Raw genomic sequence first — 22,895 nt, 5'->3', positions numbered from 1 at the left:
CTGGAGGCCGAACGCGATGACCCCGCCGCCCGCCCGCACCGCCGAGCAGCGCAAGAAGGACACCCTGCACCGGCTGGACCACGACGTCGACGCCTGGGTGGCCACCGCCGGCCCCGACGGGGGCGCGCCCTACCTCGTGCCGCTGTCGTTCGTCTGGGACGGCGCGGTGCTGCTGTTCGCCACCCCCGCCGACAGCCCCACCGGCCGCAACCTGGTGGCCACCGGCCGGGCCCGGCTCGGCATCGGCCCGACCCGGGACGTCGTGCTCGTGGAGGGCAGCGCCCAGGCGGTCACGCCCGAGGACCTGCCCGAGGAGGACGCCGAGGTCTTCGCGGGCAAGACCGGCTTCGACCCCCGTGTCCTCACGACGCGCTACCTGTACTTCCGCGTCGTCCCCGACCGCATCCAGGCCTGGCGGGAAGCGAACGAACTGCCCGGACGCGACCTGATGCGCGACGGCGACTGGCTCCTCACCGGCTGAGCCCGCCGCGCGGGGCGAGGACTTCGGCCGGGCCCTCGTGGTTGAGCGGGAACCGGCCAGGAGTCCCGGCCGGACCAGCCGCCGGGTTGCGCTGGAGCCGATCGGGTGAAGTCCCGCCAGGTGGGACGAGGGGGCCGGGAGCGGTCCCGGCCGCCCCGGCCGTCGGCTCAGTGCTCGTCGTCCTTGTCGTCGGCCACCGGCCACACCCCCGTCGACCGCGCGATGGCCTTCGCACCGGTGCGGTCCACGGCGGTGCGGACGACCGCGAAGATCGCACCCTGCACCGCCGCGGCCAGCAGGATCTCGCCCCAGCCGCGTTCCTGGTCCAGGGCGCTGGGCGCGTCGTCCTCGTGGCGTATCGCCTTCCACGCCTGTTTGAAGGCGAGACCGGCGACCGCGCCGCTCACCCAGCTGAGCGCGAATCCGATCGGCTGGTAAACGAAGGGGAGCTTTTTCTTCTTCGACTTGGACATAGCTGACTACTTCCTCGTCAAGGGATCCTCATGCGGGCCGGCCCTGGGGAGCCACCCGTTCGCCCGGGGGCACCGGCCCCGGGGGCGTGCCGTCGCCGAACGGCCGGCCGCCCAGCTGCTCGCGATGGTGCGGGCTCAGCCAGCCGGCGAGATCCGGGCCGAGCGGCACGATGCCGGTCGGGTTGATGCCCGAGTGCACCTGGTAGTAGTGGCGTTTGATGTGGTCGAAGTCGACCGTGTCGCCGAAGCCCGGCGTCTGGAACAGGTCCCGGGCGTATGCCCACAGCACCGGATCCTCCGCCAGCTTCCACCGGTTGCACTTGAAGTGGCCGTGGTACACCGGGTCGAACCGGACCAGCGTGGTGAACAGCCGGATGTCCGCTTCCGTGAGGGTGTCCCCGACCAGATACCGCTGTCCGGACAGCCGTTCGGCGAGCAGTTCCAGCCGCCGGAAGACACCCGCGCACGCCTCCTCGTACTCCTTCTGGTGGGTGGCGAAACCGGCCCGGTACACCCCGTTGTTGACGTCCTCGTACACCTCGGCCATCACCGCGTCGATCTCGTCGCGCCGCCGCGCCGGATACAGCTCGGGGGCGCCCGCGCGGTGCAGTGCCGTCCACTCGGTGGCGAGGTCCAGGGTGAGCTGCTGGTAGTCGTTGGTCACCAGCCGCCCGCTGGGCACGTCCACCACGGCCGGCACGCTCACCCCGCCCGGGTAGCCGGTCTCCCGGCGGTCGTAGGCCTCGCTCAGGTAGCGGATGCCGAGCACCGGGTCCCGGCCGTCCGGATCCAGGGTGAAGCGCCAGCTGCGGTCGTCCTGGACCGGATCGGCCACCCCCATCGACAGCGCGTCCTCCAGACCCAGCAGCCGGCGGGAGATCACCGCCCGGCTGGCCCACGGGCACGCCCGGGACACCACCAGCCGGTAGCGTCCCGGCGCCACGGGCCAGCCGTCCGAGCCGTCCGCCGTGATCCGGTCCCTGAAGTGGCTGCGCGACCGGCTGAACGTCTTGTGGCCGTAGGCGCGGTTGCCGTCACCGCCCATGTCTCCTCCTCGCCGCGAGGGTCCCCGAAGCACCGACTTCCCCGTTTCCCGCCGGGCGCACGGTGTGATCCGTCCGCATCGGGGGCAACCGGCGGACGTGAGCGAACCATCACCGCGAGACCAACAGGGCGCACGCGCCGACCGGCGTACCCGGATCACCGTGCTCGTCGCCCTCGCCGCCAATCTGCTGATCGCCGTCGCCAAGGCCGTCGGCGGTGTCCTCTCCGGCTCGCCCGCGCTGTTGTCGGAGGCCGCGCACTCCGTCGCCGACGGGTTCAACGAGGTGTTCCTGCTGGCCGCCCTGCGCCGCAGCCGCCGCCCCGCCGACAAACGGCACCCCTTCGGCTACGGCAAGGAGCGCTTCTTCTGGTCCCTGCTCGCCGCCGTCGGGATCTTCGTGATGGGCGGCTGCTTCTCCTTCTTCCAGGGCGTCGAGGCCCTGCGCCAGGGCACCGAGGAGAAGACCGAGGGCTACGTCGCGGGCCTGATCGTGCTGGGCGTGGCGCTGCTCGCCGAGGGCGCCTCGCTGCTGCGCGCCCTCCACCAGGTGCGCCGCCGGGGTGGCGGCAGGGCCGCGTTGCGCGATCCGGCGCTGCGCACCGTGGTCGCCGAGGACGGCACGGCCGTGCTCGGCGTGACCCTGGCGATCGCCGGCATGGCCCTGCACATGGCGACCGGCCAGGTCGTCTGGGAGGCGTCCGCCTCGCTCGCCATCGGTGTGCTGCTGGTGTACGTCGCCTACCGGCTCGGGCGCGAAGCCCGCGACCAGCTCATCGGCGAGGCCGCCGACCCGGAGCTGAGCGGGCGGATCCACGCGCTGCTGCGGGCTCAGCCGGAGATCGACTGTGTGGCGGCGCTGTTCACCATGAGGCTGGGCCTCGACTCCACCCTGGTGGCCGCGCGGATCGACCTCGTACCGGGCCTGGACAGTGAGCGCATCGAGGAGGCCGCCGACCGCATCAAGCGCTCCCTGTCCGCGACGTTCCCGGCCGCCGACCAGATCTTCCTCGACATCACCGACCGCCCGGCCGACGGGACACGGCAGAGCCCCGCCGCGACGGGGGAACGCGGCGGGGCCTGATCGCACGACTGCCCGCCCGGAAGCGGCTTCACACCTGCCGGGCGGAGGATCCTCCGGAACGGGCCGCGGCCCGGCCCGGTCAGCTGTCCCCGGCCCGCTCCAGCACGAACACCGGGATCTCCCGGTCCGTCTTGCGCTGGTAGTCCGCGTACGGCGGGAACGCGGCCACCGCCCGCTCCCACCACTGGGCCTTCTCGGCCCCGGTGACCTCGCGCGCCACCATGTCCTGCCGCACCGGGCCGTCCTGCAGCTCGACCCGCGGATCGGCCTTGATGTTGAAGTACCACACCGGGTGCTTCGGGGCGCCGCCCTGCGAGGCGACCACCGCGTACGCACCCTCGTGCTCCACCCGCATCAGCGGCGTCTTGCGGATCTTCCCGCTCTTCGCGCCCCGGGTGGTCAGCACGATCACCGGCAGCCCGGTGTCGCGCAGCGTGGTGCCCTCCGTCCCGCCCGAACTCTCGTACAACTCGACCTGCTCGCGCACCCACTGCTCGGGGCTCGGCTCGTACTCACCCTCGAGAGGCATCGGATCAGTCCCCTTCGTCGTTCCAACGGATGGTCCGTCATCCGGCTGCAACACCGGATGCCCGGTGAATCATCCGTACCGTGCTTCCCCGCCACCGACGCCCTCACGCCGGCCGGGATGACAACTCGAACAAGATCACTACCCGCCGGGTGATCGCGTCACCCGGCCGGTCCCGGCACAGTGGTGTCGCCGTGACCCGCCCTTTCCCCGGAGCACCCGCCTTGCCGACCGGCCACCCCCGCGCCACCCGCACCACCGTCCAGGAACTGCTCGCCAGGATCGACGAGGGCGAGCCGGACCGGATCGCCGAGCTGTACGCCGACGACTGCGACTGGCGGCTGGACTGGCCCGAGGAGGAGCACGGCGGCCCGGACACCCCGTGGATCCGGCACCGGGCCACCCGCGCCGACGCGGCCGCCCACTACCGGGAACTGGCCGCCCACCACATCCCCGAGAAGGCGGCCACCACGGTCGAGCGGATCCTGGTCGACGGCGAGGACGCGGTCGTGCTCGGCGTCCTCCGGCAGACCGCCGCACCGACCGGCCGGTCCTACGCCGCCCGGTTCGCCCTCCATCTGACGGTCCGCGAGGGCCTCGTCGTACGCCATCACGTCTACGAGGACAGCCTCACCGTCGCCCGTGCCTTCGCCAGGTCCGCCGAAGGCGACCGGCGGCCCTGAACCGCCCCGCCGCCGCGCGGACCGGGGCCGAATGGCCGGATCCGGTTCCTCGTACCTTCGCGGATCGGACAGATCGGGGAGAACATGGAAGTGGCCGAACTTGCCGTCGATTCATAGGTGCCTGAGGCATCTAATGAAGATCGGCACGAGGCACTTCTTCGTCTGCGAGGTCTTTCCATGACGGAACTGACGGACATCACCGGCCCGGCTACCCCGGCCGACCCCGTCGCCTTCCCCCAGGACCGCACCTGTCCCTACCACCCGCCCACCGGCTACGCCCCGCTGCGCGAGCAGCGGCCCCTGTCCCGCGTCACCCTGTACGACGGGCGCGAGGTCTGGCTGGTCACCGGGCACGCCGCCGCCCGCGCGCTGCTCGCCGACCCCCGGCTGTCCAGCGACCGCCGGCGCCCCGAGTTCCCGGTGCCCACCAAGCGCTTCGAGGGCGTCCGCGACCGCCGGGTGGCCCTGCTCGGCCAGGACGACCCCGAGCACCAGCGGCAGCGGCGGATGATGATCCCGTCGTTCACCGTCAAACGCGCGAGCGGGCTGCGGCCCGCCATCCAGCGCATCGTGGACGGCCTGCTGGACACGATGATCGAGAAGGGGCCGCCCGCCGAGCTGGTCTCCTCGTTCGCGCTGCCCGTACCGTCTATGGTCATCTGCGACCTGCTCGGCGTGCCCTACTCCGACCACGAGTTCTTCGAGGAGCAGTCCCGGCGGCTGCTGCGCGGTCCGACGGCCGAGGACACCCGGGCCGCCCGTGCCCGCCTGGAGGACTACATCGGCGGTCTGATCGACGTCAAGCAGCGGGAGTCCGAACCGGGCGACGGCGTCCTCGACGAACTGGTCCACCAGCAGCTGGCCCAGGGCACGCTGGAGCGCGGCGAGGTCGTGCTGCTCGCCGTGATCCTGCTGGTCGCGGGCCATGAGACCACCGCCAACATGATCTCCCTCGGCACCTACACCCTCCTGGAGAACCCCGCCCGGCTGGCCGAACTGCGGGCCGACCCGGCGCTGCTGCCCGCCGCGGTCGAGGAACTGATGCGGATGCTGTCCATCGCCGACGGGCTCGCGCGGGTGGCGCTGGAGGACATCGAGGTCGACGGCACCACCATCCGGGCCGGCGACGGTGTCTTCTTCTCCACCTCGGTGATCAACCGCGACCCCGACCAGTACGAGGACCCGGACGTCCTCGACTTCCACCGCCCCGCCCGCCACCACGTGGCGTTCGGTTTCGGCATCCACCAGTGCCTGGGCCAGAATCTGGCCCGCGCGGAGCTGGAGATCGCCCTCGGCACCCTGCTCAGCCGGCTGCCCGGCCTGCGGCTGGCCGCACCCGCCGACACCATCCCGTTCAAACCCGGCGACACCATCCAGGGGATGCTGGAACTCCCCGTGACCTGGTAAGAGGCTCAGCTCATGCACATCGAGATCGACAAGGACGCCTGCATCGGCGCGGGGCAGTGCGCGCTGACCGCGCCGGGCGTGTTCACCCAGGACGACGACGGCTTCAGCATGCTGGTCCCCGGCCATGAGGACGGGGCGGGCGATCCCATGGTCCGCGAGGCCGCCCGTGCGTGCCCGGTGGGCGCGATCACCGTCACGGACTCCGAACCGGCACCGACACAGGCGGACTGACCGGCCGGGCGCCCCCCGCCACCCCGGACGATGGGGGGCGGGGGCGCCCGTACGGACGGTCGTCGCTCGATACGCTTCCCGGGTGACCGAACACGCCGGAACACGCGAGAAGCCCTTCCTGTACGTCGTCGTCTGCGCCGCCGGGATCGCCGCGGGCGTCAGCAAGCTGATCACGGCCGCGCAGGAGCGGGACTGGGAGGTCGGGGTGATCGCCACTCCGGTCGCGATGAACGGGTTCTTCGACTCCGCGGCGGTGGCGGCGCAGACCGGCCGCGTCGTGCGGTCGGCGTGGCGGTCACCGGCCGACCCGCGCCCGTTCCCGCCGCCGGACGCCGTGGTGGTCGCGCCGGCCACCTTCAACACCGTCAACAAGTGGGCGGCGGGCATCGCCGACACCCTGGCCCTCGGCACCCTGTGCGAGGCCGCGGGACTCGGGGTGCCCGTCGCCGTGCTGCCCTGTGTCGCCGGGGCGTTGGCCGCCCACCCCGCCTACCGGGACAGCCTGGCACGGCTGCGCGGGATGGGCGTCCGCTTCGGGGACCCGTACTCCGGCGAGCCGGGCCCGGACGGCAGCCGCCCGGAGTTCGCCTGGACCTCGGCCCTCGACCTGCTGGAGAGGCCCTGACTCAGACGCAGGTCAGCTTCGGGCCCTCCAGCATGCCGCCGGTCTCCAGCGCCTGGCCGTCCGGCATCCAGAAGCCGAGCTTGGACACCACCGTGGAGCAGGTGCCGCCGACCGTGACACGGACCTTCACCCGCTCAGGGTGGCCGGGCTGCAACTCGGTCAGCGCGCAGTCCAGGGAGTAGGGCAGCCGGGTCTTCGCCGGGTACTCGCCGACCAGCGGGTTGACGCAGCGGGCGTCGGAGGTGGTGATCCGCACGCCGGTGCCCGCCTCGCCGATCAGCCCGAACCGCCCGCTGCCGTCGCCCTGCGCGCTGTCCCTGCGGACGGTGTAGGTCAACGTGGTGGTGGCGTTGCGGTGCAGCGTCGTCCGGTCGACGGTGATGGCGTGGGTGGGCTTCGCCTTGGGATCGGTCAGGGTCAGGGTGGCCCGCACCGTGCCCGTGAGATCGACCCCGGCGGGCGCGGAGCGCACCCGCACGGTGGCCGTGATGTCGTACGTCCCGGGCCCCGGGTACTCGCCCGAGCCGGGCAGCGTGCCGCCGGCCAGGGTCTTCCCTGAGCGGGTGGCCGTCCACCTGCCGTCGCTGCGGCAGTTGTACCGGACGCGGGTACCGGCCCGGCCGCAGGAGGCGGGGGCGGAGACGGAGAACCGAGGGGTCCCGGTGCCCGCGCACAGGGAGACCACGGCGTGCTGGCCGTGGTCGCCGCGCAGGGTGCCGGCGACGGCGCACAGGGTGCTCGGCTGGTCGGCCCGCGGGGCCGGCGCGGCGGGGCTCCCCCAGGCGGGGGTGACGAGGGCCAGGGGCAGCAGCGCCGCCCCGGCCAGGGCTTTCAGCGTGGTCGGATGGGTCGGCACCGCGTTCCTCCGGTACGGCCGTGACCGGCCGGGCACCGGTCGCCTGCGGTCGAGGATCATCCGACGGTACGACCTTCGGCCGCCTCCCACGCCGGGCGGTCACCTGGTGGCAGCAACACTTGCGCCCGGAAGGCCGGTGGCGGCACCCGTTCAGTCGTGTGCGCGCTCCGCGGCCCGGTAGCGGGGGGCCAGGGTGGTGCCGGAGCCGTTGCGCACGGCCAGTTCCGCCTCGGCGAGCCGGTCCACGGCCGCGGGCTCGGTCAGACCGGGCACACACACCACCTCCCCGGCCGCGAGGGCGGCGAGGGACGCGGTGACGACGTCGGCCGGTGCCATGCCGCCCTCGTCGTGGACCCGGGCCTCCCCGGCGACGGGCGCCTCACCCGTGCCCAGGTGGAACTCGGTGGCGGTGAGGCCGGGGCAGACGACCTGGACGCCGACCGGGGTGCCGGCGAGTTCGGCGGCGAGGGTCCTGGTGAACGTCACCATGTACCCCTTGGTGCCCCCGTACACGGCCCGCTGCGGGAGGGGGCCGGGCGGCAGGGCGCCGGCGAACGCCAGCAGCGAGGCGACGTTGACGACCGCGCCGCGGCCCCGCGCCACCATGCCGGGGACGGCGGCGCGGGTCAGGACCGTCGGCGCCACGACGTTCACGCCGATCACCTTGGTCAGCAGGGCCGGGTCGACCTCGGCGAAGGAGCCGTAGCCGTTGATCCCCGCGTTGTTCACCAGGAGCGCCACATCGTCCGCGGCGACCCGCTCGGCGACCCGGGCGAGGTCCGAGGAGCGCGCGAGATCGGCCACCACCGACTCCACTTCCGCCCCGGTCTCCGCCCGCAGCCGTCGCTCCAGGGAGTCGAGCCGATCGGCGCGCCGGGCCACCAGCACCAGGTTCCAGCCGCGCCGCGCCAGCCGGAGGGCGTACTCGGCACCGATTCCGGACGACGCCCCCGTCACCACGGCCGAGCCCGCCGCCTCGTCGTATCCCATGGTCGAACTCCTTCGGTCGGTGATGGCGCCACCCGGCGGCCGGGACCGGCCGGGTGACCGAAGCCCCATCACCCGAAACCCGGGGCGGGACACGGCGACCTTTGTACCCGGTGGCCGTGGGGTGCCCGCACCCGCCCCGCCGCGGTGGCCCCGGACGCTGCGTGCGACCATGCCCCCGTCGTCCGCCCTGTCCTGCGCGTCCTAGCGCACCGCGCGCACGTACCCCTCGCTGCCCGGTGTCGTGACGTCACGGTCGCGGCGGACGATGCTCAGGCGGTTCCCCCAGCCCGCGAGGGCCTTGCGCAGACCGCTCGCGGTGTACTCGATGTCCACTACCCGGTCCGCGAACGCCTTCGCGTACACCCCGCACTCGTCGTACTGCCCGCACTCCTCCGTCACCGCGAAGTCCAGTCCGGCCCGGCGTCGTTGCCCGGCCAGTTCGGCGGTGTTCTTCTGGGCGATGGCCAGGTGCCGGGCGTGCGCGTGGCGGGAGAGCAGCGCCATGAAGGCCGTCGCGTCGCCCGCGTCGAGCAGTCCCCGGGAGCGGGTGTAGCTGTCGTAGTTGTCCGGTTCCACCGCGTCGAAGCCCTTGCGCGCGCAGCCGTCGATCCAGCGGTTCACCCGTTGCGCCACCCGCTCGCGCTTGGCCGCGGTGCCGATGTCCAGCAGCGCCTCGTTCCAGTCCCGGTCGACGACGACCCCGCCGTGCGCGTCGCGCAGCAGCAGGTCGCGCGGCCAGGAGCCGCGCTCGTCGGGCTGCGCCTGGAAGGCGTTGACGTAGCAGATGTTGTACAGGCCGGGCGCGGGCGTGTCGGACCGGTCGCGGCTGACGATCCGCACCCCGGCCGGCGGTGTGTACGCGCCGCCGATCTGGTAGTCGAACCCGGCGTGCCGCGGCGGCAGCCGGACGGCGGCGGGCTTCGCGGAGCCGGTCCCGTCGGGCGCGGCGCAGCCCGCCAGTACCGAGACGGCGACGCCGAGGGCCAGTGACAGGGCGCCGGTGGTCCTGGCCGGACCGGTGGCGCGAAAGACACCCCTAAGGGGCACGTCCGCTCCTTCCTGCCCACGCCGGGCGGCGCGGCACGTGTCAGGATCAAATCGTCCGCGCGCCGAGGGCGTCAAGCCGGTGCCGAGCCACGTCGTAGGCTCGGAGGTGATCACCCGTCCCGAAGGCAGGAGCAGCAACGATGCAGTATGTGAAGCTCGGTTCGACGGGCCTGGACGTCTCGCGCGTCTGTCTGGGCTGCATGACCTACGGACTGCCGGACAGAGGCAACCACGAATGGACCCTGGACGAGGAGGCATCCCGTCCGCTGATCCGGCAGGCGCTGGACGCGGGCATCAACTTCTTCGACACCGCCAACGTCTACTCGGACGGCACCAGCGAGGAGATCGTCGGCAAGGCCCTGAAGGACTTCGCGAACCGCGACGAGATCGTGCTGGCCACCAAGGTGCACGGCCGGATGCGGCCGGGTCCCAACGGCGGCGGGCTGTCCCGCAAGGCGATCATGACCGAGATCGACCACAGCCTGCGCCGCCTCGGCACCGACTACGTCGACCTCTACCAGATCCACCGCTACGACCACGAGACGCCGATCGAGGAGACGATGGAGGCGCTGCACGACGTGGTCAAGGCGGGCAAGGCCCGCTACATCGGGGCCAGTTCGATGTACGCGTGGGAGTTCTCCAAGGCGCAGTACACGGCCGAGCGGCACGGCTGGACGAAGTTCGTCTCCATGCAGAACCACTACAACCTGCTCTACCGCGAGGAGGAGCGGGAGATGCTGCCGCTCTGCGCGGACCAGGGCGTCGGCGTGCTGCCGTGGAGCCCGCTCGCCAGGGGCCGGCTCACCCGTGACTGGGGCGCGGTCACCGACCGCAGCGAGCACGACGCCTTCGGCAGCCGGCTGTACCCGGACAGCGACCGCTCGATCGTGGAGGCGGTCACCCGGATCGCGGACGAACGGGGCGTGCCGCGCGCCCAGGTGGCGCTGGCCTGGCTGCTGCACCAGTCCACCGTGACCGCGCCGATCGTCGGCGCCGGCAAGCCGCGGCACCTCGACGACGCGGTCGCGGCCGTCGAGCTCACCCTGTCGGACAAGGAGATCGAGGAGCTGGAGCGGCCCTACGCCCCGCACGCCATCAGCGGCCACTGAGCGACCGCCGGGCCGGGGCCCGGTTCAGGGGTGGGGGTGCGGCGGCGGGGGAGGGATGGTCGCCAGACCGGGAGCCGGTTCCGGCCAGACCAGGAGGACCGGGCAGGGGGCGTGGTCGACGGCGAACCGGCCCGCCGGGCCGAGGCTGTGCGGGCCCAGCCGGGACCGGTCGCCGTCCCGCGCCAGCACCAGCAGGTCCGCTCCCTCGGCGGCGGCCACCACCTCCCGCTCGACCCGGCCCGAGCGCTCCTCGCGTGCACAGGGCCGGCCCAGCCGCTCGGCCGCGGCCAAGAGGAGCTGCGCCGCCGACGTGTCGCCGAGCCGCTCCAGCAGGGCGCCCGGATCGCGCTCCGGGTGCCCCCGGCCCAGCAGCCCGGCGAACGCGCCGTGCGCCACCCCGGGCACGTCGGGCCCGCTGACGTGCAGCAGCACCACCTCGGCGCTCTCCGGCGCATGGGTGCGCACGGCGTCCACACAGGCGGGCCAGGTCCCCTCCACCAGCCAGGCGATCACACGCATACGGTCGGCCTCCCTCAGAAGACGTGCAGCGACCCCCACAGTGCCACCACCGCGACGGCCAGGGAGGACGGCACGGCGAGCAGACCCAGCCGGGTGAACTCCCCGAGGTTCACCCCGTGCTCGTGCTGGTGCACGATCCGCCGCCACAGCAGGGTGGCCAGCGACCCGGCATAGGTCAGGTTCGGGCCGATGTTCACCCCGAGCAGCACCGCGAGCACCGCGCCCGGGCCGGCCGGCGCCGCCAGCGGCAGCAGGACCAGCACCGCGGGCAGGTTGTTGACGATGTTCGCCAGTACGGCGGCCAGCGCGGCGATCCCCAGCAGCGCGGGCAGTCCGGTGCCGCCCGGCACGACCCGCCCGAGCACGTCGGCGAGCCCGTTGTCGACCACCGCCCGGACCACGATGCCCAGCGCCAGCACGAACGCGAGGAACGCCGGGGCCGCCGCCCGCACCACGCCCAGCGGGGTCGCCCGGCCCCGCAGCAGCGCCCGCCCGGCCAGCACCAGCGCCCCGGCCGCCGCCACCCAGGCGGGCTCGACGCCGAACAGCGAGGCCACCACGAACCCGGCCAGCGTGCAGGCGACGGTCACCAGCGCGAACCGGGGGAAGGGGGGCTGTTCGCCGGTGTCCGGGGCCGCCGGTGCCGCCGCGGTCAGGTCACCGGCGAAGAACCGCCGGAACACCAGGTACTCGGCGGCGATCGCCGCCAGCCACGGCAGTGCCATCAGCGCCGCGAACCGGGTGAAGCTCAGCCCGCTGGCCGCGAACGCCAGCAGGTTCGTCAGATTGGACACGGGCAGCAGCAGTGACGCCGTGTTCGACAGATGCGTGCAGGCGTACACATGCGGCTTGGGGCGTACGCCGGTGCGTGCGGCGGTGGCGAACACCACCGGGGTGAGCAGCACGATCGTGGCGTCCAGGCTGAGCACGGCGGTGATCGCGGAGGCGAGCGCGAAGACCGCCGTCAGCAGCCGCACCGGACGGCCCGCCGCCCACCGGGCCATCCACGCCCCGCACGCCCTGAACAGCCCCTCCACGTCGCAGAAGTGGGCGAGCACCAGGACCGCCGCGAGGAAACCGACCACCGGCCCCAGCTGCTCGGCCTCGGCCCGGGCGTGGTCGAGGGAGATGGCGCCGGTGGCGATCGCGACCCCGGCGGCCGGGACGGCCACGACCGCCTCCGGCCAGCCGAAGGGCCGTACCACGGCGAAGGCCAGTACCGCGAGGAGCAGTACGACGGAGAGTGCTTCGGCGAGCGGGCTGTTCAGGGCGGGTCCTTCCGGAATCGATCAGGCATTCCCGCCCATGAAAACAGACGCCCCCGGTGCCCGCGCCGTCGGCACGGGCGGGTCAGGGCGCGGTACCGGGGCTGAACACGGTCAGGAAGACGGACGAGGAGTTCCCGGAGACGGGTACCGCGCCGCCCGTCCAGGCCACCTTCAGATGGTCCCGCTCGTCCGGCGGGGTGATCAGCAGCGCGGCCGGCTTCGCCGTCCTGGCGCCGCTGACCTCCGGGTTGGAGAAGGTCAGCCCGGCCCAGGCGCTCTGCCCGGGCCGCAGGGTGACGGTCGTGGGGGAGCCCGACTCGCGCCGGGGGTCGGGGCCGAGCTGGGCGCCGCCCGCGCTCACGAAGGCCGCGCCGGGGAAACCGCGCAGGGTGCAGGTCCGGTGGGAGGCGTTGGTGAGGACCAGGGGGAAGTTCTCCTGACCGGCGCCGGGGTCGTTGCGGCCCACCGAGGCGCGCAGTTCGGAGGTGTGGCAGCGGGTGCTCGTCGCCGCGGTCGCTCCCGCGCTGCCCGAGGTCCGGGTCGCCCGGGACACCGCCGTCGAGGCGGCGCCGGTGGGCGTGGGGGACCCGGCGGAGGGTGCGGCCGGGCTGTCGGACGCCGACGGCGTCGAGGCATCGGTCGCGGGCGCGGCCGTACCGGAGGCCGTCACGGGCGGATCGCTGTGCACGGTCTGGCCGTTGCCACAGGCGGTCAGCAGGCCCAGCACGGCCATCGAGCCCGCGAGCAGGGCCCCGCGCCGCGCGGACCGAGGGGTGTACACCATGTCGCTCAACACTCCTGGAGGGTCGGGGCACGCGTGCGGACGCGTGCCTACGGTGCCGAGTGCGCCGTCACCCCACTCCGATGCACGGACCGTGGGAAAAGTTCGGAACACAGGGGTTCTTTTCCCCACTTCGGCGCCCGGCCGACTCCTCAGCCCACCCTCAGCGAGCGCAGTACGCCATCGGTGGCGTCCCCGTCACCCCGCTGGCGTAGCTGCACGTACACCTGGGGATCGCCGGCACCGGCCGCCGGGACCAGCGCCGACTCGGTGATCGAGCCGCCGTCCGGACAGCCGCTCCAGGCCCGCACCAGGCCGTGCCAGCCGGCGCCGGTGAAAGCGCGGCTGCCGGAGTAGTGGCAGCCGGGATGGGTGAGCGCCTTCACCCGGGCGGTGACGTCACCGTGTTCGCTGACCCCGACGAACACCCCGTCCACGGGGGCGTCCAGTTCGGGCCAGTGGGCGAGGTCGTCGGCGACCACCAGACCCGGCTCGTGGCCCGCGCCGAGGCCCAGCGCCCGCGGGTCCCAGCCGGAGTCGCGCAACTGGCGGTCCCAGCCGGCCGGCACCCGCACGCTCACCCGCCCGTGCGCGTCCGCCACCCGGGCCTGCCGCGCCGTGCCGTCGTGGTGCAGGACCACGGTCACCGCGGCCGCCGTCACCGCCGCGGCGGCGAGCGCGGCGACCGTCAGCGTCACCGCGCCGAGCCGCCCGCGGACCCGGTCCAGCCGCCGCCGCGCGGGCCCGCCGGGCCCCGCCGCCAGGCGGTCCAGCTCGGCCGCGAACTCCCGCGCGGCCGGCCAGCGCCGGTTCCGGTCCGGTTCCAGCGCGCGCAGCAGGGCCCGCGCCACGTCGTCCCCGAGGCCCGGCCGCAGCCGCCCGGGCGGCACCACCTTCCCCGGCGCTCCCGGCACGCTCCCGGTGACCAGTTCGTAGCCGACCGCGCCCAGGCTGTAGACGTCGGCCCTCTCGTCGATGCCCTCGCCGGGCTCGGCCTGCTCCGGCGGCCGGTACCCCGCCGAGCCCGCCGCGAGCGTCAGCACCGAGGCCTGCGCCAGACTCTTGGCGAGCCCCAGGTCGGCCAGCAGCACCCGCCGGGTGCCGTCCGGGGCGGTGCGCAGCAGCAGGTTGGTCGGCTTGATGTCGCGGTGCACGATCCCCGCCTCGTGCAGCGCGGCGGCGGCCCGCGCGGCCTCCGCCGTCAGCGCCAGCGCGTCGGGCACCGGCAGCGGGCCGTCCGCCAGCAGCTCGGCGAGGGTGCCCGCGTCGGCGTACTCCATCACGAAGTACGGCCTGCCGTCCGGGAGTTCGCCGATGTCGTAGACCTGCACCACCCGGCTGGAGCCGGCCCGGCGCAGCAGCCGCGCCTCGGACAGGAAGCGGTCCCTTACGTCCAGCCGGTGCGACCAGTTCTCGGCGAGGACCTTCACCGCCACCGGGGCGTCGAGCTCCGGGTCCTGGGCGAGCCACACGGTGGCGAACGCACCGGTGCCCAGCGGCCGTTCGAGGCGGTAGCGGCCGATCCGCTCCAGGGAGTGCATGCGACTATCATGCCTGCCCCGAGATCGACCGAAGGAGGGCCCGACGTGCAGGACGAGACGCCGGTGGAGGACCTCGCCCGGCGTGCCGCCGCCGGGGACACGGCGGCCCTGGACCGGCTGCTGACCGAGCTGCGGCCCGAGGTGCTGCGCCGCTGCGGGCGCTTCCTGCCGTGCCGGGAGGACGCCGAGGAGGCCGCCCAGGACGTGCTGCTGCAAGTGGCCCGCCGCATCGGCACCTTCGAGGGCCGCAGCCGCTTCGGCACCTGGCTGTACACCGTGGTCGCCAACTGCTGCCGGCAGAAGTACCGCGAGCTGAAGCGGCGGGCCGCCGAACAGCCCGCCGCCATCGAGCCGGCGCACGCCGTCGACCCGCGCACCACCAGCGTCATCGCCGGTTCCCGGGTGGACCTGCTGGAGGCCCTGGACCGACTGGAGCGCGAACACCCGCAGCTGGTGGCGCCGCTGGTGTACCGGGACATCTGCCAGCTGGACTACGCCGAGGCCGCCGAACGCGCCGGCCTTCCGCTCGGCACCCTCAAGTCCCGCCTGCACGAGGCCCGCAGGAAGGTACGGCCCTGGCTCACCGGTTCCTGACCACCGCCCGGTCTACTGCTCCTCCTCGTACAGCGGCAGTTCCGCCCAGATCGTCTTGCCCTGCGAGCCGTGCCGGCTGCCCCAGCGCTGGGTGAGCTGGGCGACCAGCAGCAGCCCCCGGCCGCCCTCGTCGAAGGTCTTGGCCCGGCGCAGATGCGGGGCGGTGGGGTTGGTGTCGGAGACCTCGCAGATCAGGGTGGCCGCGTCATGGATCAGCCGCAGCCGGATCGGATGGGCGCCGTACCGGATGGCGTTGGTGACCAGCTCGCTGACCACCAGCTCCGCCGTGAACGCGGCCTCGCTGAGCCCCCAGGTGTCCAGTTGCTCCACCACCTGCTTGCGGATCGGCGCCACCAGTGCCGGATCGGCCGGGATGTCCCAGGTCGCCACCTGGGACGCGGGCAGACCCTGGGTACGGGCCAGCAGCAGCGCCACGTCGTCGGCGACACCGCCGGAGGGCAGCAGGGCGCGCAGGATGCGGTCGCAGGAGGCGTCCAGCGAACCGGCGTACGCCTCCAGCGCCTGGTACAGCAGCCCGCGCCCGGCGTCCGCGTCCCGCTCCCGGGACTTCACCAGACCGTCCGTGTACAGGGCGAGCACGGTGCCCTCCGCCAGATCCACCTCGGTGGACTCGAAGGGCAGTCCGCCCAGGCCCAGCGGGGGACCCGCGGGCACGTCCAGCTGGTGCGGCCGGCCGCCCGGCGGCAGCAGCACGGGCGGCGGATGCCCGGCCCGGGCCAGCGTGCAGCAGCGCGACACCGGGTCGTAGACCGCGTACAGACAGGTCGCGCCGACCTCGCCGGTGCTGCCGTCGCCGGCCTCCTCCGCGAGCCGCACCACCAGATCGTCCAGATGCGTGAGCAGCTCGTCCGGGGCCAGGTCGATGTCCGCGAGGGTGCGTACGGCGGTGCGCAGCCGGCCCATGGTGGCCGATGCCTGGATGCCGTGCCCGACCACGTCGCCGACGACCATCGCGACCCGGAGCCCGGACAGCGGGATCACGTCGAACCAGTCGCCCCCCACCCCGGCCCGCGCGGCCGGCAGATACCGGGAGGAGGCCTCCAGGGCGGCCGTGCGCGGCAGGGTGCGGGGCAGCAGGCTGCGCTGCAGGGCGAGGGCGGTCTCGCGCTCGCGCGAGTAGCGCCGGGCGTTGTCGATGCAGACCGCGGCGCGGGTGGTGATCTCCTCCGCCAGCAGCCGGTCGTCCGGGGCGAAGCCCTCCGGGCGCCGGTGCCGGGAGAACACCGCGACCCCCAGGGTGAGTCCGCGGGCGCGCACCGGGACCGCCATCGTGGAGTGGATGCCGAAGCTGCGCACCTGCCGGGTGCGGGCGCTGTTCCAGTCCAGCCACGGGCGCATGTCGCCCGCGGCCATCGAGGCGATGATCGTCCGGCCCGCGGCCAGCGCGTCCGCCTGCGGGGAACCGGCCGGATAGCGCTCGTTCTGTCCGGGCTTCAGCACCGCCTCCGGCACCCCGTCGAGGACCGACCGATGGGCGGCGCGGCGCAGGGTGACCGGGGTGGTGACCCGGGCCGGTGGCTCCCCGCCGTACTCCTCGGGGTCCAGCAGGTCGACGGTGACGAAGTCGGCCAGCGCGGGCACGCACATGTCGGCCAGCTCCTGCGCGGTACGCGTGACGTCGAGGGTGGTGCCGATGCGCACGCTCGCCTCGTTCACCAGTTGCAGGCGCTGCCGGGCCCGGTGGTTCTCGCTGACGTCGTGCACGGCCAGGCACACCCCGCGCACCCGGCCGGCCCGGTCCCGCACCGGGTTCATCCGCACGAGCCAGGCGTGCGCCCGCTGTTCGCCGCCCGCCCGCATGAAGGTCTGCACGTCCCGTGGCCGGCCGCTCTCCAGCACCTCGTGGATGCCGCGGGCCAGTTCCTCGCCCTCAGGCTCACCGACGACCTCCGTGAAGTGCAGCCCCCGCGTCCGGTCGTCCTCGGGCAGCCCGCAGAGCGCGGCCATCGCGTCGTTCATCCGGCGCAGCCGCAGGTCCTCGTCGTACACGGCGAGCGCGCACGGCGACTGCATCAGGCCCGCCTCGCCCAGCGGATCGTCCTCGGCGGGTGGCTCGGTGCCGGTCAGGGGGGTGACGAGGACCCAGCGGTCCCCGGCACCGTCGGGGCCCGGCAGCCGCTGGGCGAGCAGCCAGACATCCAGGCTGCGGCCGTCCCGGTGGCGCAGCCCGAGCGTGCCGTGCCAGCGGCGGGCGCCCGTGGGCAGGCTGGGCGCCGGTCCGGCGAGCAGACGGGCGGCGGGACGGCCCACGACGGTGTCGGCGGGGTGGCCGAGCAGACGCCGCGCGCCCTCGTTCCACTCCACCAGCGTCCCGTCGTCATCGAGGACAGCCCGGGCCGTCGCCGCCTCGTCGAACGGATAGACCCGGCTCATCGTCGCCGCTCCCAAGCGCACACTCACAGTGAACAGGTGGCACTACTCGTGAGTCCAGACTAGTGGGTCGGGCCTGCCGGTGAACGTCGGCACCCGGGCGGACGACTGGTTGGCCGAACACGGTCAAGATCGCCGGTCTCCGCAGGTCACAAGGTGCTTGCGCATTTTTTTGGTTGCGTTGCAAGGGTTGGTCGGAATCTGTTTGTTCGAGACCGTTCGTGTGCGCTTGTGGGTCGGCAGCGGCGCCCGGCGAACATTTGGTCACGCGGCGTCGTGGAACACCAGCCCGAGGGTGCGCCGCCGCCCGGACCGCACGGTGCTCACCCCGTGCCGCATCGCCCCGGCAGACCAGCCGCGCCGCGTGCGCACGGGGCGGTCCCGGGTGGTGAACACCAGCCCGTGCCCCTGCCGCAGCACGGTCGCCGTGCCCCGGGACTGGGCCCGCGGCCGCTGTTCGACCATCAGGAACTCGCCGCCCGTGTAGTCGTCGCCGTACGCGTCCAGGGCGAGCACCACCTGCAGCGGGAAGACCAGCTCCCCGAACACGTCCCGGTGCAGGGCGTTCCAGTCGCCGGGCCCGTAGCGCAGCAGGATCTGCGCCGAGCGGTCCTGGCCGGCGAAGTGGCAGCGGGCCAGCCACTCGTCCAGCGCGTCGGGCCAGGGGGCGGGGCGGCCGAGCCGGGCCGCCCAGTCCCGGGCCACCGGCAGCAGCCGCGGGTAGAGCGCGGCGCGCAGCGCGGCCACCGGGGCGGGCAGGTCATGGGTGAAGTAGCGGTACTCGCCGGAGCCGTACCGGTGCCGGGCCAGGTCGACGGTGGTGCGGAACAGTTCCGGCCGGTCGTACAGGGCGGCCAGCGCGGCGCACTCGGCGGGCGTCAGCAGGGGGCCGGTGGCCGCGCAGCCGTACTCGTCCAGCTCGGCCGCGATCGCGGTCCAGTCGGTGCCGGCCACCCGGCGGCGGACCTCGGCCGGGGTGGGTGTCATGCCCGGCGCCTCCATCGGATCGGTGGTCATCGGTCCTCCCGGACGGTTCTCGTGGCCTCTCCATGTCGAGTCTGCGGCGCCGGGCGGGGCGCGACCGGCGGATAACGGACGTGGCCCTCGGGTGCCGCAGGTCATGGCCGGTACCACATCAGGTGTGAGATGACCTGCGCATATTTACGGGTGAGTACCCGAGCGGTACCGTTTGGTCCATGCCAGCTCTCAACGTGGAGTTCAGCGAACGGGAACTAGAGGACCTGCGGCAGATCGCCAAAGAGCGAGGTACGTCGATGAAGGCCCTCGTCCGCGAGGCCGCCGCCGCCGACATCGCCCGGCACCGGGCGCTCCAGGAGGGCGCCGAGGCGTTCCGCAGCTTCTTCACCACTCACGCCGAGGAATTCGCGGCCGCCTTCCCCGAGGACGAACCTCCCGTCGCACGGGGCGAGGCCGCCTGAGTGATGCCTCCCGTCATCCACATCGATGTCCCGTGGCTGCTCCAGCGGCACGAGGAAGTGCTGCCCGACCAGCCCGCGGTCGACGACTTCTCCGCGCTGGTCGCCGCCGTCGCCCGGCACCGGGTCGATCCGCCCAGGCTCGGCGTGGACTCCGACCCCGCCTGGCGGGCCGCCGCCCTGCTGCACACCCTCACCCTGCTCAGGCCCCTGCCCACCGCCAACGCCCGCTTCGCCTGTGCCACCGCCGTGGCCTACATGTTCGTCAGCGGCGTCGGCATCGACCCGCCCTACGGCGCCCTCGTGGACCTCGCCCGCGACCTGCTCTCCGGCAAGACCGACGTCTACGGCGCCGCCGACCGGCTGCGCTCCTGGCAGATCTGATCCACCGGCAGCCGGCCCGACGGGGGCTTCGCCGGCAGGCCGCGGAGCCGTCCGTGCCCGCCCGGCCGGAGGGGGAAGGCGCCGGGGCCGCCGGCCGGGGCGGGCAGAACGGGCCGCCGGCCGGTCGCGCACGGGAGAGCCGCCGTCCCGCGCGGGGCCTTCCGAGAGGCCGGGCCCAGTCCACCACCGGCGCGGGCGCGGCGGTACGGTGCGCGCCCGCGCGATGGGTGCGCGGGGTTCACACGGGGTGTGCGCGTACGCCCCGGCCCCGGGCCCGGCCGGGACGTCCGTCCGTCCCGGCTCCGGGGGTTCGGACCGGGCGCCGAACCAGCCCCCGCCAGGCCGGGGCCTCCTCTGTCAGGCCGGGTCCTCGGCCAGGTCGGCCGGGGTGAGGGTTGCCGGGGTGGTGTGGCCCGAGAGGGCGAGGGTCAGGTCGAGTTCGGCGAGCAGGCAGCGGACGACGTGGGCCACGCCCGCCTCGCCGTCCAGGCCCAGGCCGTAGACGTACGGCCGGCCCAGCAGAACCGCCTCCGCGCCGAGGGCGAGCGCCTTGAACACGTCGTCCCCGGTGCGGATTCCGCTGTCGAACAGCACCGTCAGCCGGTCACCGGCCGCCGCCGCGACCCGGGGCAGCGCGTCGGCCGCCGCGACGGACCCGGCGACCTGCCGTCCGCCGTGGTTGGAGACCACCACGCCGTCCATCCCAGCGTCCGCCGCGAGCCGGGCGTCGTCCGGGTGCAGCACGCCCTTGAGGACGATCGGCCCGTCCCAGTGCGCCCGCAGGAACTCCAGGTCCGGCCAGGTGTGGCCGGGGTCCCCGAACAGGCCGAGGAAGTGCAGCACCGCCGCGTTGGGATCCTCGTGCACCGGCTTGGCCAGGCCGGCCCGGAAGGCCGGGTCGGTGAAGTAGTTGGCGGTGCCCACCCCGTGCAGGAACGGGAGATATGCCTGGTCCAGATCGCGCGGCCGCCAGGACAGCAGCGGGGTGTCCAGTGTGACCACCAGCACCGAGAACCCGGCCGCCCTCGCCCGCCCGAGGAAACTCCGGGTCACCTCGCGGTCCTTGCCCCAGTACAGCTGGAACCACCGCTCGGCGTCCCCCATCGCCTCCGCCACCTGCTCCATCGGCGTGCTGGACGCGGACGACAGGACATACGGCACGCCCTGCGCGGCCGCGGCCCGCGCGGCTGCGGACTCGGCGTCCGGGTGCATGATCGACAGCACCCCCACGGGCGCCAGGGCGAGCGGCGCCGGAAGGCTCCGCCCGAAGACCTCGACCGACAGATCGCGCTCCCGTACGTCGCGGAGCATCCGCGGCACGATCCGGCGCCGGGCGAGAGCCGCGCGGTTGGCGCGGGCGGTGCTGCCGTCGCCCGCGTTGCCCGCCACATAGCCCACGGGGCCCGGACCGAGCCGGTGTTCGGCGAGCTCCTCCAGCCGGGTCAGGTCGGTCGGGAGCCGGGGCACGGCACCCGACATCCCGTTCAGGTAGATCTCGTACTGGAAGTCCGCCCAGTGCCTGGCCATCCGCTGCTCCCGTCTTCCCGGGCCGAGTTCGCGTGCGGCGCCGACAATACTGGCCGGTAGTGGGGGAGTCGGCCCCGGGCGGAGCCCCCGCCTCCGGTGATCGTTCCATGAACACGGGGAGTCATGAAGGGGGCCGTGGGTGGCAAGGTCGGAATGTTTCCGGACGATTAAATAAGCGCTGATTTTCAGCCAATTGACGGCTTCTTGACGGCAACTTCCGCCCAGTTACCGGGTCCTGTCGTTCGAATTCTGTGACTTCACGCCACTGATTCAACACGAAAGGTTACCGAAAGCCGTGGGGTCGATGTGTGTTTCCGCGGGGGACTCGGCAGAGTGGCGCTCGCCGCTCCGACGTCCCACCGGAAACGGAGCCGGCACCCTGTCTGTTCGAGCGGAAGGATGCACACAATGCGGAACACCGCGCGCTGGGCAGCGGCCTTCGGCCTCACGGCCGTCGCCGTCTGCGGACCCCTGACCGGGGCCGCCGTCGCCGCACCGGACGCCGCCCCCGCCTCGCTCTACGCCCCCTCGGCGCTGGTGCTGACCACCGGCCACGGCGGCGACGCGGCCACGGCGGCCCCCGAGCGTGCCGTCACCCTCAACTGCGCCCCCGGCGCCTCCGGCACCCACCCGGCCGCCGCCGAGGCCTGCGCGGAGCTGCGCGGAGTCGGTGGCGACCTCGACGCCCTCAAGGCGCGCGAGGGCGTGTGGTGCAACAAGCTGTACGACCCCGTGGTCATCACCGTCCAGGGCGTGTGGCAGGGCCGGCGCGTCTCGTACGAGCGCACCTTCGGCAACACCTGTGAGCGGGACGCGACGGGCGGCAGCCTCTTCGCGTTCTAGTGGACCGGGGTCGCAGGTGCCCCCGCGTGGACACCGATCAGGACCGTGACTGGGGAGTGCGGCCCTGTGAAGCGGGGAACCCGCGGTCTCGCGCCGGGCCGTTGGGCGAAGTGGGGTCGCCCGCTGCCTGCCCGGCACCGAAGCCGCTCCCCGGTCAGGTCCGTGGGGGTCCTGCCGGGGAGCGGCCAAAAACGGACGGTGCTCAGGCCTTGCGCCGGTGACTGGTGTCGCACCAGGGGTAGCGGCGGCTGCGCCGGCAGGTGCACAGAGCGACACGGAACCGGTCGGAGGACACCGTCGTACCGTCCTCCAGTTCGACCTCCACCGGCCCCTCCACGAGCAGCGGCCCGCGCCGTTGCACCGTGATCCGCCGGGCACGCTCAGCAGGTTCGTTCGGCACGGATCACCACCAGCTCTTCCCTCGTCTCGTGCGGCGCCAGCAGACCGCGCCCGCGCAGCCAGTCGGCCCGGGACCGCAGCACCGGCCCGAGCTCGATCCAGCGCCGCCGCACCACCGCGGCCTTCAGCCCCGCGCCGCGCAGCAGGTCCACGGTCCGATCGGGATCGCTCAGCGCGGACTGCACGATCAGCACCACGCCCCCGGGTGCCAGCAGCGCGGGCGCGCCCTGGCAGATGCGGTCCAGCAGCAGCCGCCCGTCGTGGCCGGCGTCCCAGGCCCGGGACCGGCCGCGCGGACCGTCTGCGGTGTGCGGCGCGGGGACGTAGGGCGGGTTCGCGAGGATCATGTCGTAGGTCCGCCCGCGCACCGGGGTGAAGAGGTCACCGCGCCGGATCCGCACCGGCAGCCGCGTCAGCCAGGCGTTCAGCCGGGCCGTCCACACCGCCCGCCGGGACACGTCCACCGCGGTCACCTCGGCGCCCATGCGGGCCGCCGTCAGCGCCAGCGCGCCGCTCCCGGTGCCCACGTCGAGAACCTGTGCCCCAGGCGGCACCACTTCCTCGCGCAGGGCCTCGGCCAGCAGCGCCGTGTCGTCCTGTGGGGCGTAGACGCCCGGAATCAGCAATGCGATCACGGAACGCGAGTACCCGTACATAG

The 22,895-nt window shown here is 73.8% G+C and carries 26 protein-coding genes; 11 read left to right on the top strand and 15 right to left on the bottom strand.

The window, feature by feature from the left end:
* The first annotated feature begins 16 nt into the window (after positions 1–16).
* Positions 17–481 carry a pyridoxamine 5'-phosphate oxidase family protein gene (locus HZZ00_RS21830; protein WP_180328020.1) on the top strand — a complete coding sequence of 155 codons (465 nt, stop codon included), beginning with the start codon at positions 17–19 and terminating at the stop codon, positions 479–481.
* 167 nt (positions 482–648) lie between these two features.
* Here the strand turns inward: HZZ00_RS21830 and HZZ00_RS21825 are convergent, their stop codons facing one another.
* Together HZZ00_RS21825 and HZZ00_RS21820 are read right to left on the bottom strand one after the other, a co-directional pair.
* Entirely contained in the window at positions 649–954 is a 306-nt protein-coding gene (locus tag HZZ00_RS21825; protein ID WP_180328019.1) for a DUF4235 domain-containing protein, read from the bottom strand.
* A 28-nt stretch (positions 955–982) separates the two neighbouring features.
* Positions 983–1,999 carry a glutathione S-transferase family protein gene (locus HZZ00_RS21820; RefSeq protein ID WP_180328018.1) on the bottom strand — a complete coding sequence of 339 codons (1,017 nt, stop codon included), beginning with the start codon at positions 1,997–1,999 and terminating at the stop codon, positions 983–985.
* A 64-nt stretch (positions 2,000–2,063) separates the two neighbouring features.
* Here HZZ00_RS21820 and HZZ00_RS21815 point away from each other — a divergent pair, with 64 nt between their 5' ends.
* Positions 2,064–3,080 carry a cation diffusion facilitator family transporter gene (locus tag HZZ00_RS21815; RefSeq protein ID WP_374028475.1) on the top strand — a complete coding sequence of 339 codons (1,017 nt, stop codon included), beginning with the start codon at positions 2,064–2,066 and terminating at the stop codon, positions 3,078–3,080.
* Positions 3,081–3,159: 79 nt separating this feature from the next.
* Here HZZ00_RS21815 and HZZ00_RS21810 read toward each other — a convergent pair whose 3' ends face one another.
* Positions 3,160–3,609: a nitroreductase family deazaflavin-dependent oxidoreductase gene (locus HZZ00_RS21810; RefSeq protein WP_180328016.1), complete on the bottom strand. Its 450-nt coding sequence runs from the start codon at positions 3,607–3,609 to the stop codon at positions 3,160–3,162.
* A gap of 221 nt (positions 3,610–3,830) precedes the next feature.
* On the opposite strand from HZZ00_RS21810, the gene HZZ00_RS21805 reads away from it, so the two are divergent.
* The 4 genes from HZZ00_RS21805 (at position 3,831) to HZZ00_RS21790 (ending at position 6,552) form a co-directional block, all read left to right on the top strand.
* Entirely contained in the window at positions 3,831–4,289 is a 459-nt protein-coding gene (locus tag HZZ00_RS21805; protein ID WP_180328015.1) for a nuclear transport factor 2 family protein, read from the top strand.
* A 177-nt stretch (positions 4,290–4,466) separates the two neighbouring features.
* Complete coding sequence (locus HZZ00_RS21800) at positions 4,467–5,696, top strand: cytochrome P450 (RefSeq protein ID WP_180328014.1); 1,230 nt, start codon at positions 4,467–4,469, stop codon at positions 5,694–5,696.
* A 12-nt stretch (positions 5,697–5,708) separates the two neighbouring features.
* Entirely contained in the window at positions 5,709–5,927 is a 219-nt protein-coding gene (locus HZZ00_RS21795; protein WP_180328013.1) for a ferredoxin, read from the top strand.
* Positions 5,928–6,009: 82 nt separating this feature from the next.
* Positions 6,010–6,552: a flavoprotein gene (locus tag HZZ00_RS21790; protein ID WP_180328012.1), complete on the top strand. Its 543-nt coding sequence runs from the start codon at positions 6,010–6,012 to the stop codon at positions 6,550–6,552.
* Position 6,553: 1 nt separating this feature from the next.
* Here the strand turns inward: HZZ00_RS21790 and HZZ00_RS21785 are convergent, their stop codons facing one another.
* The 3 genes from HZZ00_RS21785 to HZZ00_RS21775 form a co-directional block, all read right to left on the bottom strand.
* Complete coding sequence (locus HZZ00_RS21785; RefSeq protein WP_257585016.1) at positions 6,554–7,408, bottom strand: hypothetical protein; 855 nt, start codon at positions 7,406–7,408, stop codon at positions 6,554–6,556.
* 150 nt (positions 7,409–7,558) lie between these two features.
* Positions 7,559–8,398: an SDR family oxidoreductase gene (locus HZZ00_RS21780; protein WP_180328011.1), complete on the bottom strand. Its 840-nt coding sequence runs from the start codon at positions 8,396–8,398 to the stop codon at positions 7,559–7,561.
* A gap of 201 nt (positions 8,399–8,599) precedes the next feature.
* The gene (locus tag HZZ00_RS21775) at positions 8,600–9,445 is read right to left on the bottom strand and encodes an endo alpha-1,4 polygalactosaminidase (RefSeq protein WP_374028474.1); all 846 of its coding nucleotides are present in this window, start codon (positions 9,443–9,445) and stop codon (positions 8,600–8,602) included.
* A 140-nt stretch (positions 9,446–9,585) separates the two neighbouring features.
* On the opposite strand from HZZ00_RS21775, the gene HZZ00_RS21770 reads away from it, so the two are divergent.
* Positions 9,586–10,554, top strand: coding sequence for an aldo/keto reductase (locus HZZ00_RS21770; RefSeq protein ID WP_180328009.1), 969 nt, complete (start codon positions 9,586–9,588; stop codon positions 10,552–10,554).
* Between the two features lie 24 nt (positions 10,555–10,578).
* Here HZZ00_RS21770 and HZZ00_RS21765 read toward each other — a convergent pair whose 3' ends face one another.
* The 4 genes from HZZ00_RS21765 to HZZ00_RS21750 all read right to left on the bottom strand — a co-directional run bounded on the left by HZZ00_RS21765 (position 10,579) and on the right by HZZ00_RS21750 (position 14,663).
* Positions 10,579–11,073 (bottom strand): universal stress protein, encoded by a 495-nt coding sequence (locus HZZ00_RS21765; RefSeq protein WP_180328008.1) that lies wholly within the window; start codon positions 11,071–11,073, stop codon positions 10,579–10,581.
* Between the two features lie 14 nt (positions 11,074–11,087).
* On the bottom strand, positions 11,088–12,341 hold the full coding sequence (locus HZZ00_RS21760; RefSeq protein ID WP_180333651.1) for an SLC13 family permease: 1,254 nt from the start codon (positions 12,339–12,341) through the stop codon (positions 11,088–11,090).
* 82 nt (positions 12,342–12,423) lie between these two features.
* Positions 12,424–13,125: a DUF4232 domain-containing protein gene (locus tag HZZ00_RS21755; protein WP_180328007.1), complete on the bottom strand. Its 702-nt coding sequence runs from the start codon at positions 13,123–13,125 to the stop codon at positions 12,424–12,426.
* A 149-nt stretch (positions 13,126–13,274) separates the two neighbouring features.
* On the bottom strand, positions 13,275–14,663 hold the full coding sequence (locus HZZ00_RS21750) for a serine/threonine-protein kinase (RefSeq protein ID WP_180328006.1): 1,389 nt from the start codon (positions 14,661–14,663) through the stop codon (positions 13,275–13,277).
* Between the two features lie 9 nt (positions 14,664–14,672).
* Here HZZ00_RS21750 and HZZ00_RS21745 point away from each other — a divergent pair, with 9 nt between their 5' ends.
* On the top strand, positions 14,673–15,257 hold the full coding sequence (locus tag HZZ00_RS21745; RefSeq protein WP_180328005.1) for an RNA polymerase sigma factor: 585 nt from the start codon (positions 14,673–14,675) through the stop codon (positions 15,255–15,257).
* 12 nt (positions 15,258–15,269) lie between these two features.
* Here HZZ00_RS21745 and HZZ00_RS21740 read toward each other — a convergent pair whose 3' ends face one another.
* Complete coding sequence (locus tag HZZ00_RS21740; RefSeq protein WP_180328004.1) at positions 15,270–17,651, bottom strand: SpoIIE family protein phosphatase; 2,382 nt, start codon at positions 17,649–17,651, stop codon at positions 15,270–15,272.
* A gap of 261 nt (positions 17,652–17,912) precedes the next feature.
* The gene (locus tag HZZ00_RS21735; RefSeq protein ID WP_180333650.1) at positions 17,913–18,635 is read right to left on the bottom strand and encodes a 2OG-Fe(II) oxygenase; all 723 of its coding nucleotides are present in this window, start codon (positions 18,633–18,635) and stop codon (positions 17,913–17,915) included.
* A gap of 209 nt (positions 18,636–18,844) precedes the next feature.
* Here HZZ00_RS21735 and HZZ00_RS21730 point away from each other — a divergent pair, with 209 nt between their 5' ends.
* Together HZZ00_RS21730 and HZZ00_RS21725 are read left to right on the top strand one after the other, a co-directional pair.
* Positions 18,845–19,087 (top strand): hypothetical protein, encoded by a 243-nt coding sequence (locus HZZ00_RS21730; protein WP_070023297.1) that lies wholly within the window; start codon positions 18,845–18,847, stop codon positions 19,085–19,087.
* A 3-nt stretch (positions 19,088–19,090) separates the two neighbouring features.
* Positions 19,091–19,468 (top strand): toxin Doc, encoded by a 378-nt coding sequence (locus tag HZZ00_RS21725; RefSeq protein WP_070023437.1) that lies wholly within the window; start codon positions 19,091–19,093, stop codon positions 19,466–19,468.
* A gap of 357 nt (positions 19,469–19,825) precedes the next feature.
* Here HZZ00_RS21725 and HZZ00_RS21720 read toward each other — a convergent pair whose 3' ends face one another.
* Positions 19,826–20,995 (bottom strand): lactate 2-monooxygenase, encoded by a 1,170-nt coding sequence (locus HZZ00_RS21720; protein WP_180328003.1) that lies wholly within the window; start codon positions 20,993–20,995, stop codon positions 19,826–19,828.
* A gap of 408 nt (positions 20,996–21,403) precedes the next feature.
* Between HZZ00_RS21720 and HZZ00_RS21715 the strand changes: the two genes are divergently transcribed.
* The gene (locus HZZ00_RS21715) at positions 21,404–21,838 is read left to right on the top strand and encodes a subtilase-type protease inhibitor (RefSeq protein ID WP_180328002.1); all 435 of its coding nucleotides are present in this window, start codon (positions 21,404–21,406) and stop codon (positions 21,836–21,838) included.
* Positions 21,839–22,040: 202 nt separating this feature from the next.
* Here HZZ00_RS21715 and HZZ00_RS21710 read toward each other — a convergent pair whose 3' ends face one another.
* Both HZZ00_RS21710 and HZZ00_RS21705 read right to left on the bottom strand, forming a co-directional pair.
* A complete protein-coding gene (locus tag HZZ00_RS21710; RefSeq protein WP_071828548.1) occupies positions 22,041–22,238 on the bottom strand; it encodes a CDGSH iron-sulfur domain-containing protein in 198 nt (65 codons plus the stop codon).
* On the bottom strand, positions 22,219–22,893 hold the full coding sequence (locus HZZ00_RS21705) for a HemK2/MTQ2 family protein methyltransferase (RefSeq protein WP_180328001.1): 675 nt from the start codon (positions 22,891–22,893) through the stop codon (positions 22,219–22,221). The genes HZZ00_RS21710 and HZZ00_RS21705 overlap by 20 nt, the downstream gene beginning before the upstream one ends.
* Positions 22,894–22,895 lie beyond the last annotated feature (2 nt).

It is taken from the genome of Streptomyces sp. NEAU-sy36 (assembly GCF_013423905.1).
In the GTDB taxonomy this organism is placed as follows: domain Bacteria; phylum Actinomycetota; class Actinomycetes; order Streptomycetales; family Streptomycetaceae; genus Streptomyces; species Streptomyces misionensis.
Note: the sequence above shows the minus strand (reverse complement) of the source record. Positions and strands in the feature narration are given on the sequence as shown.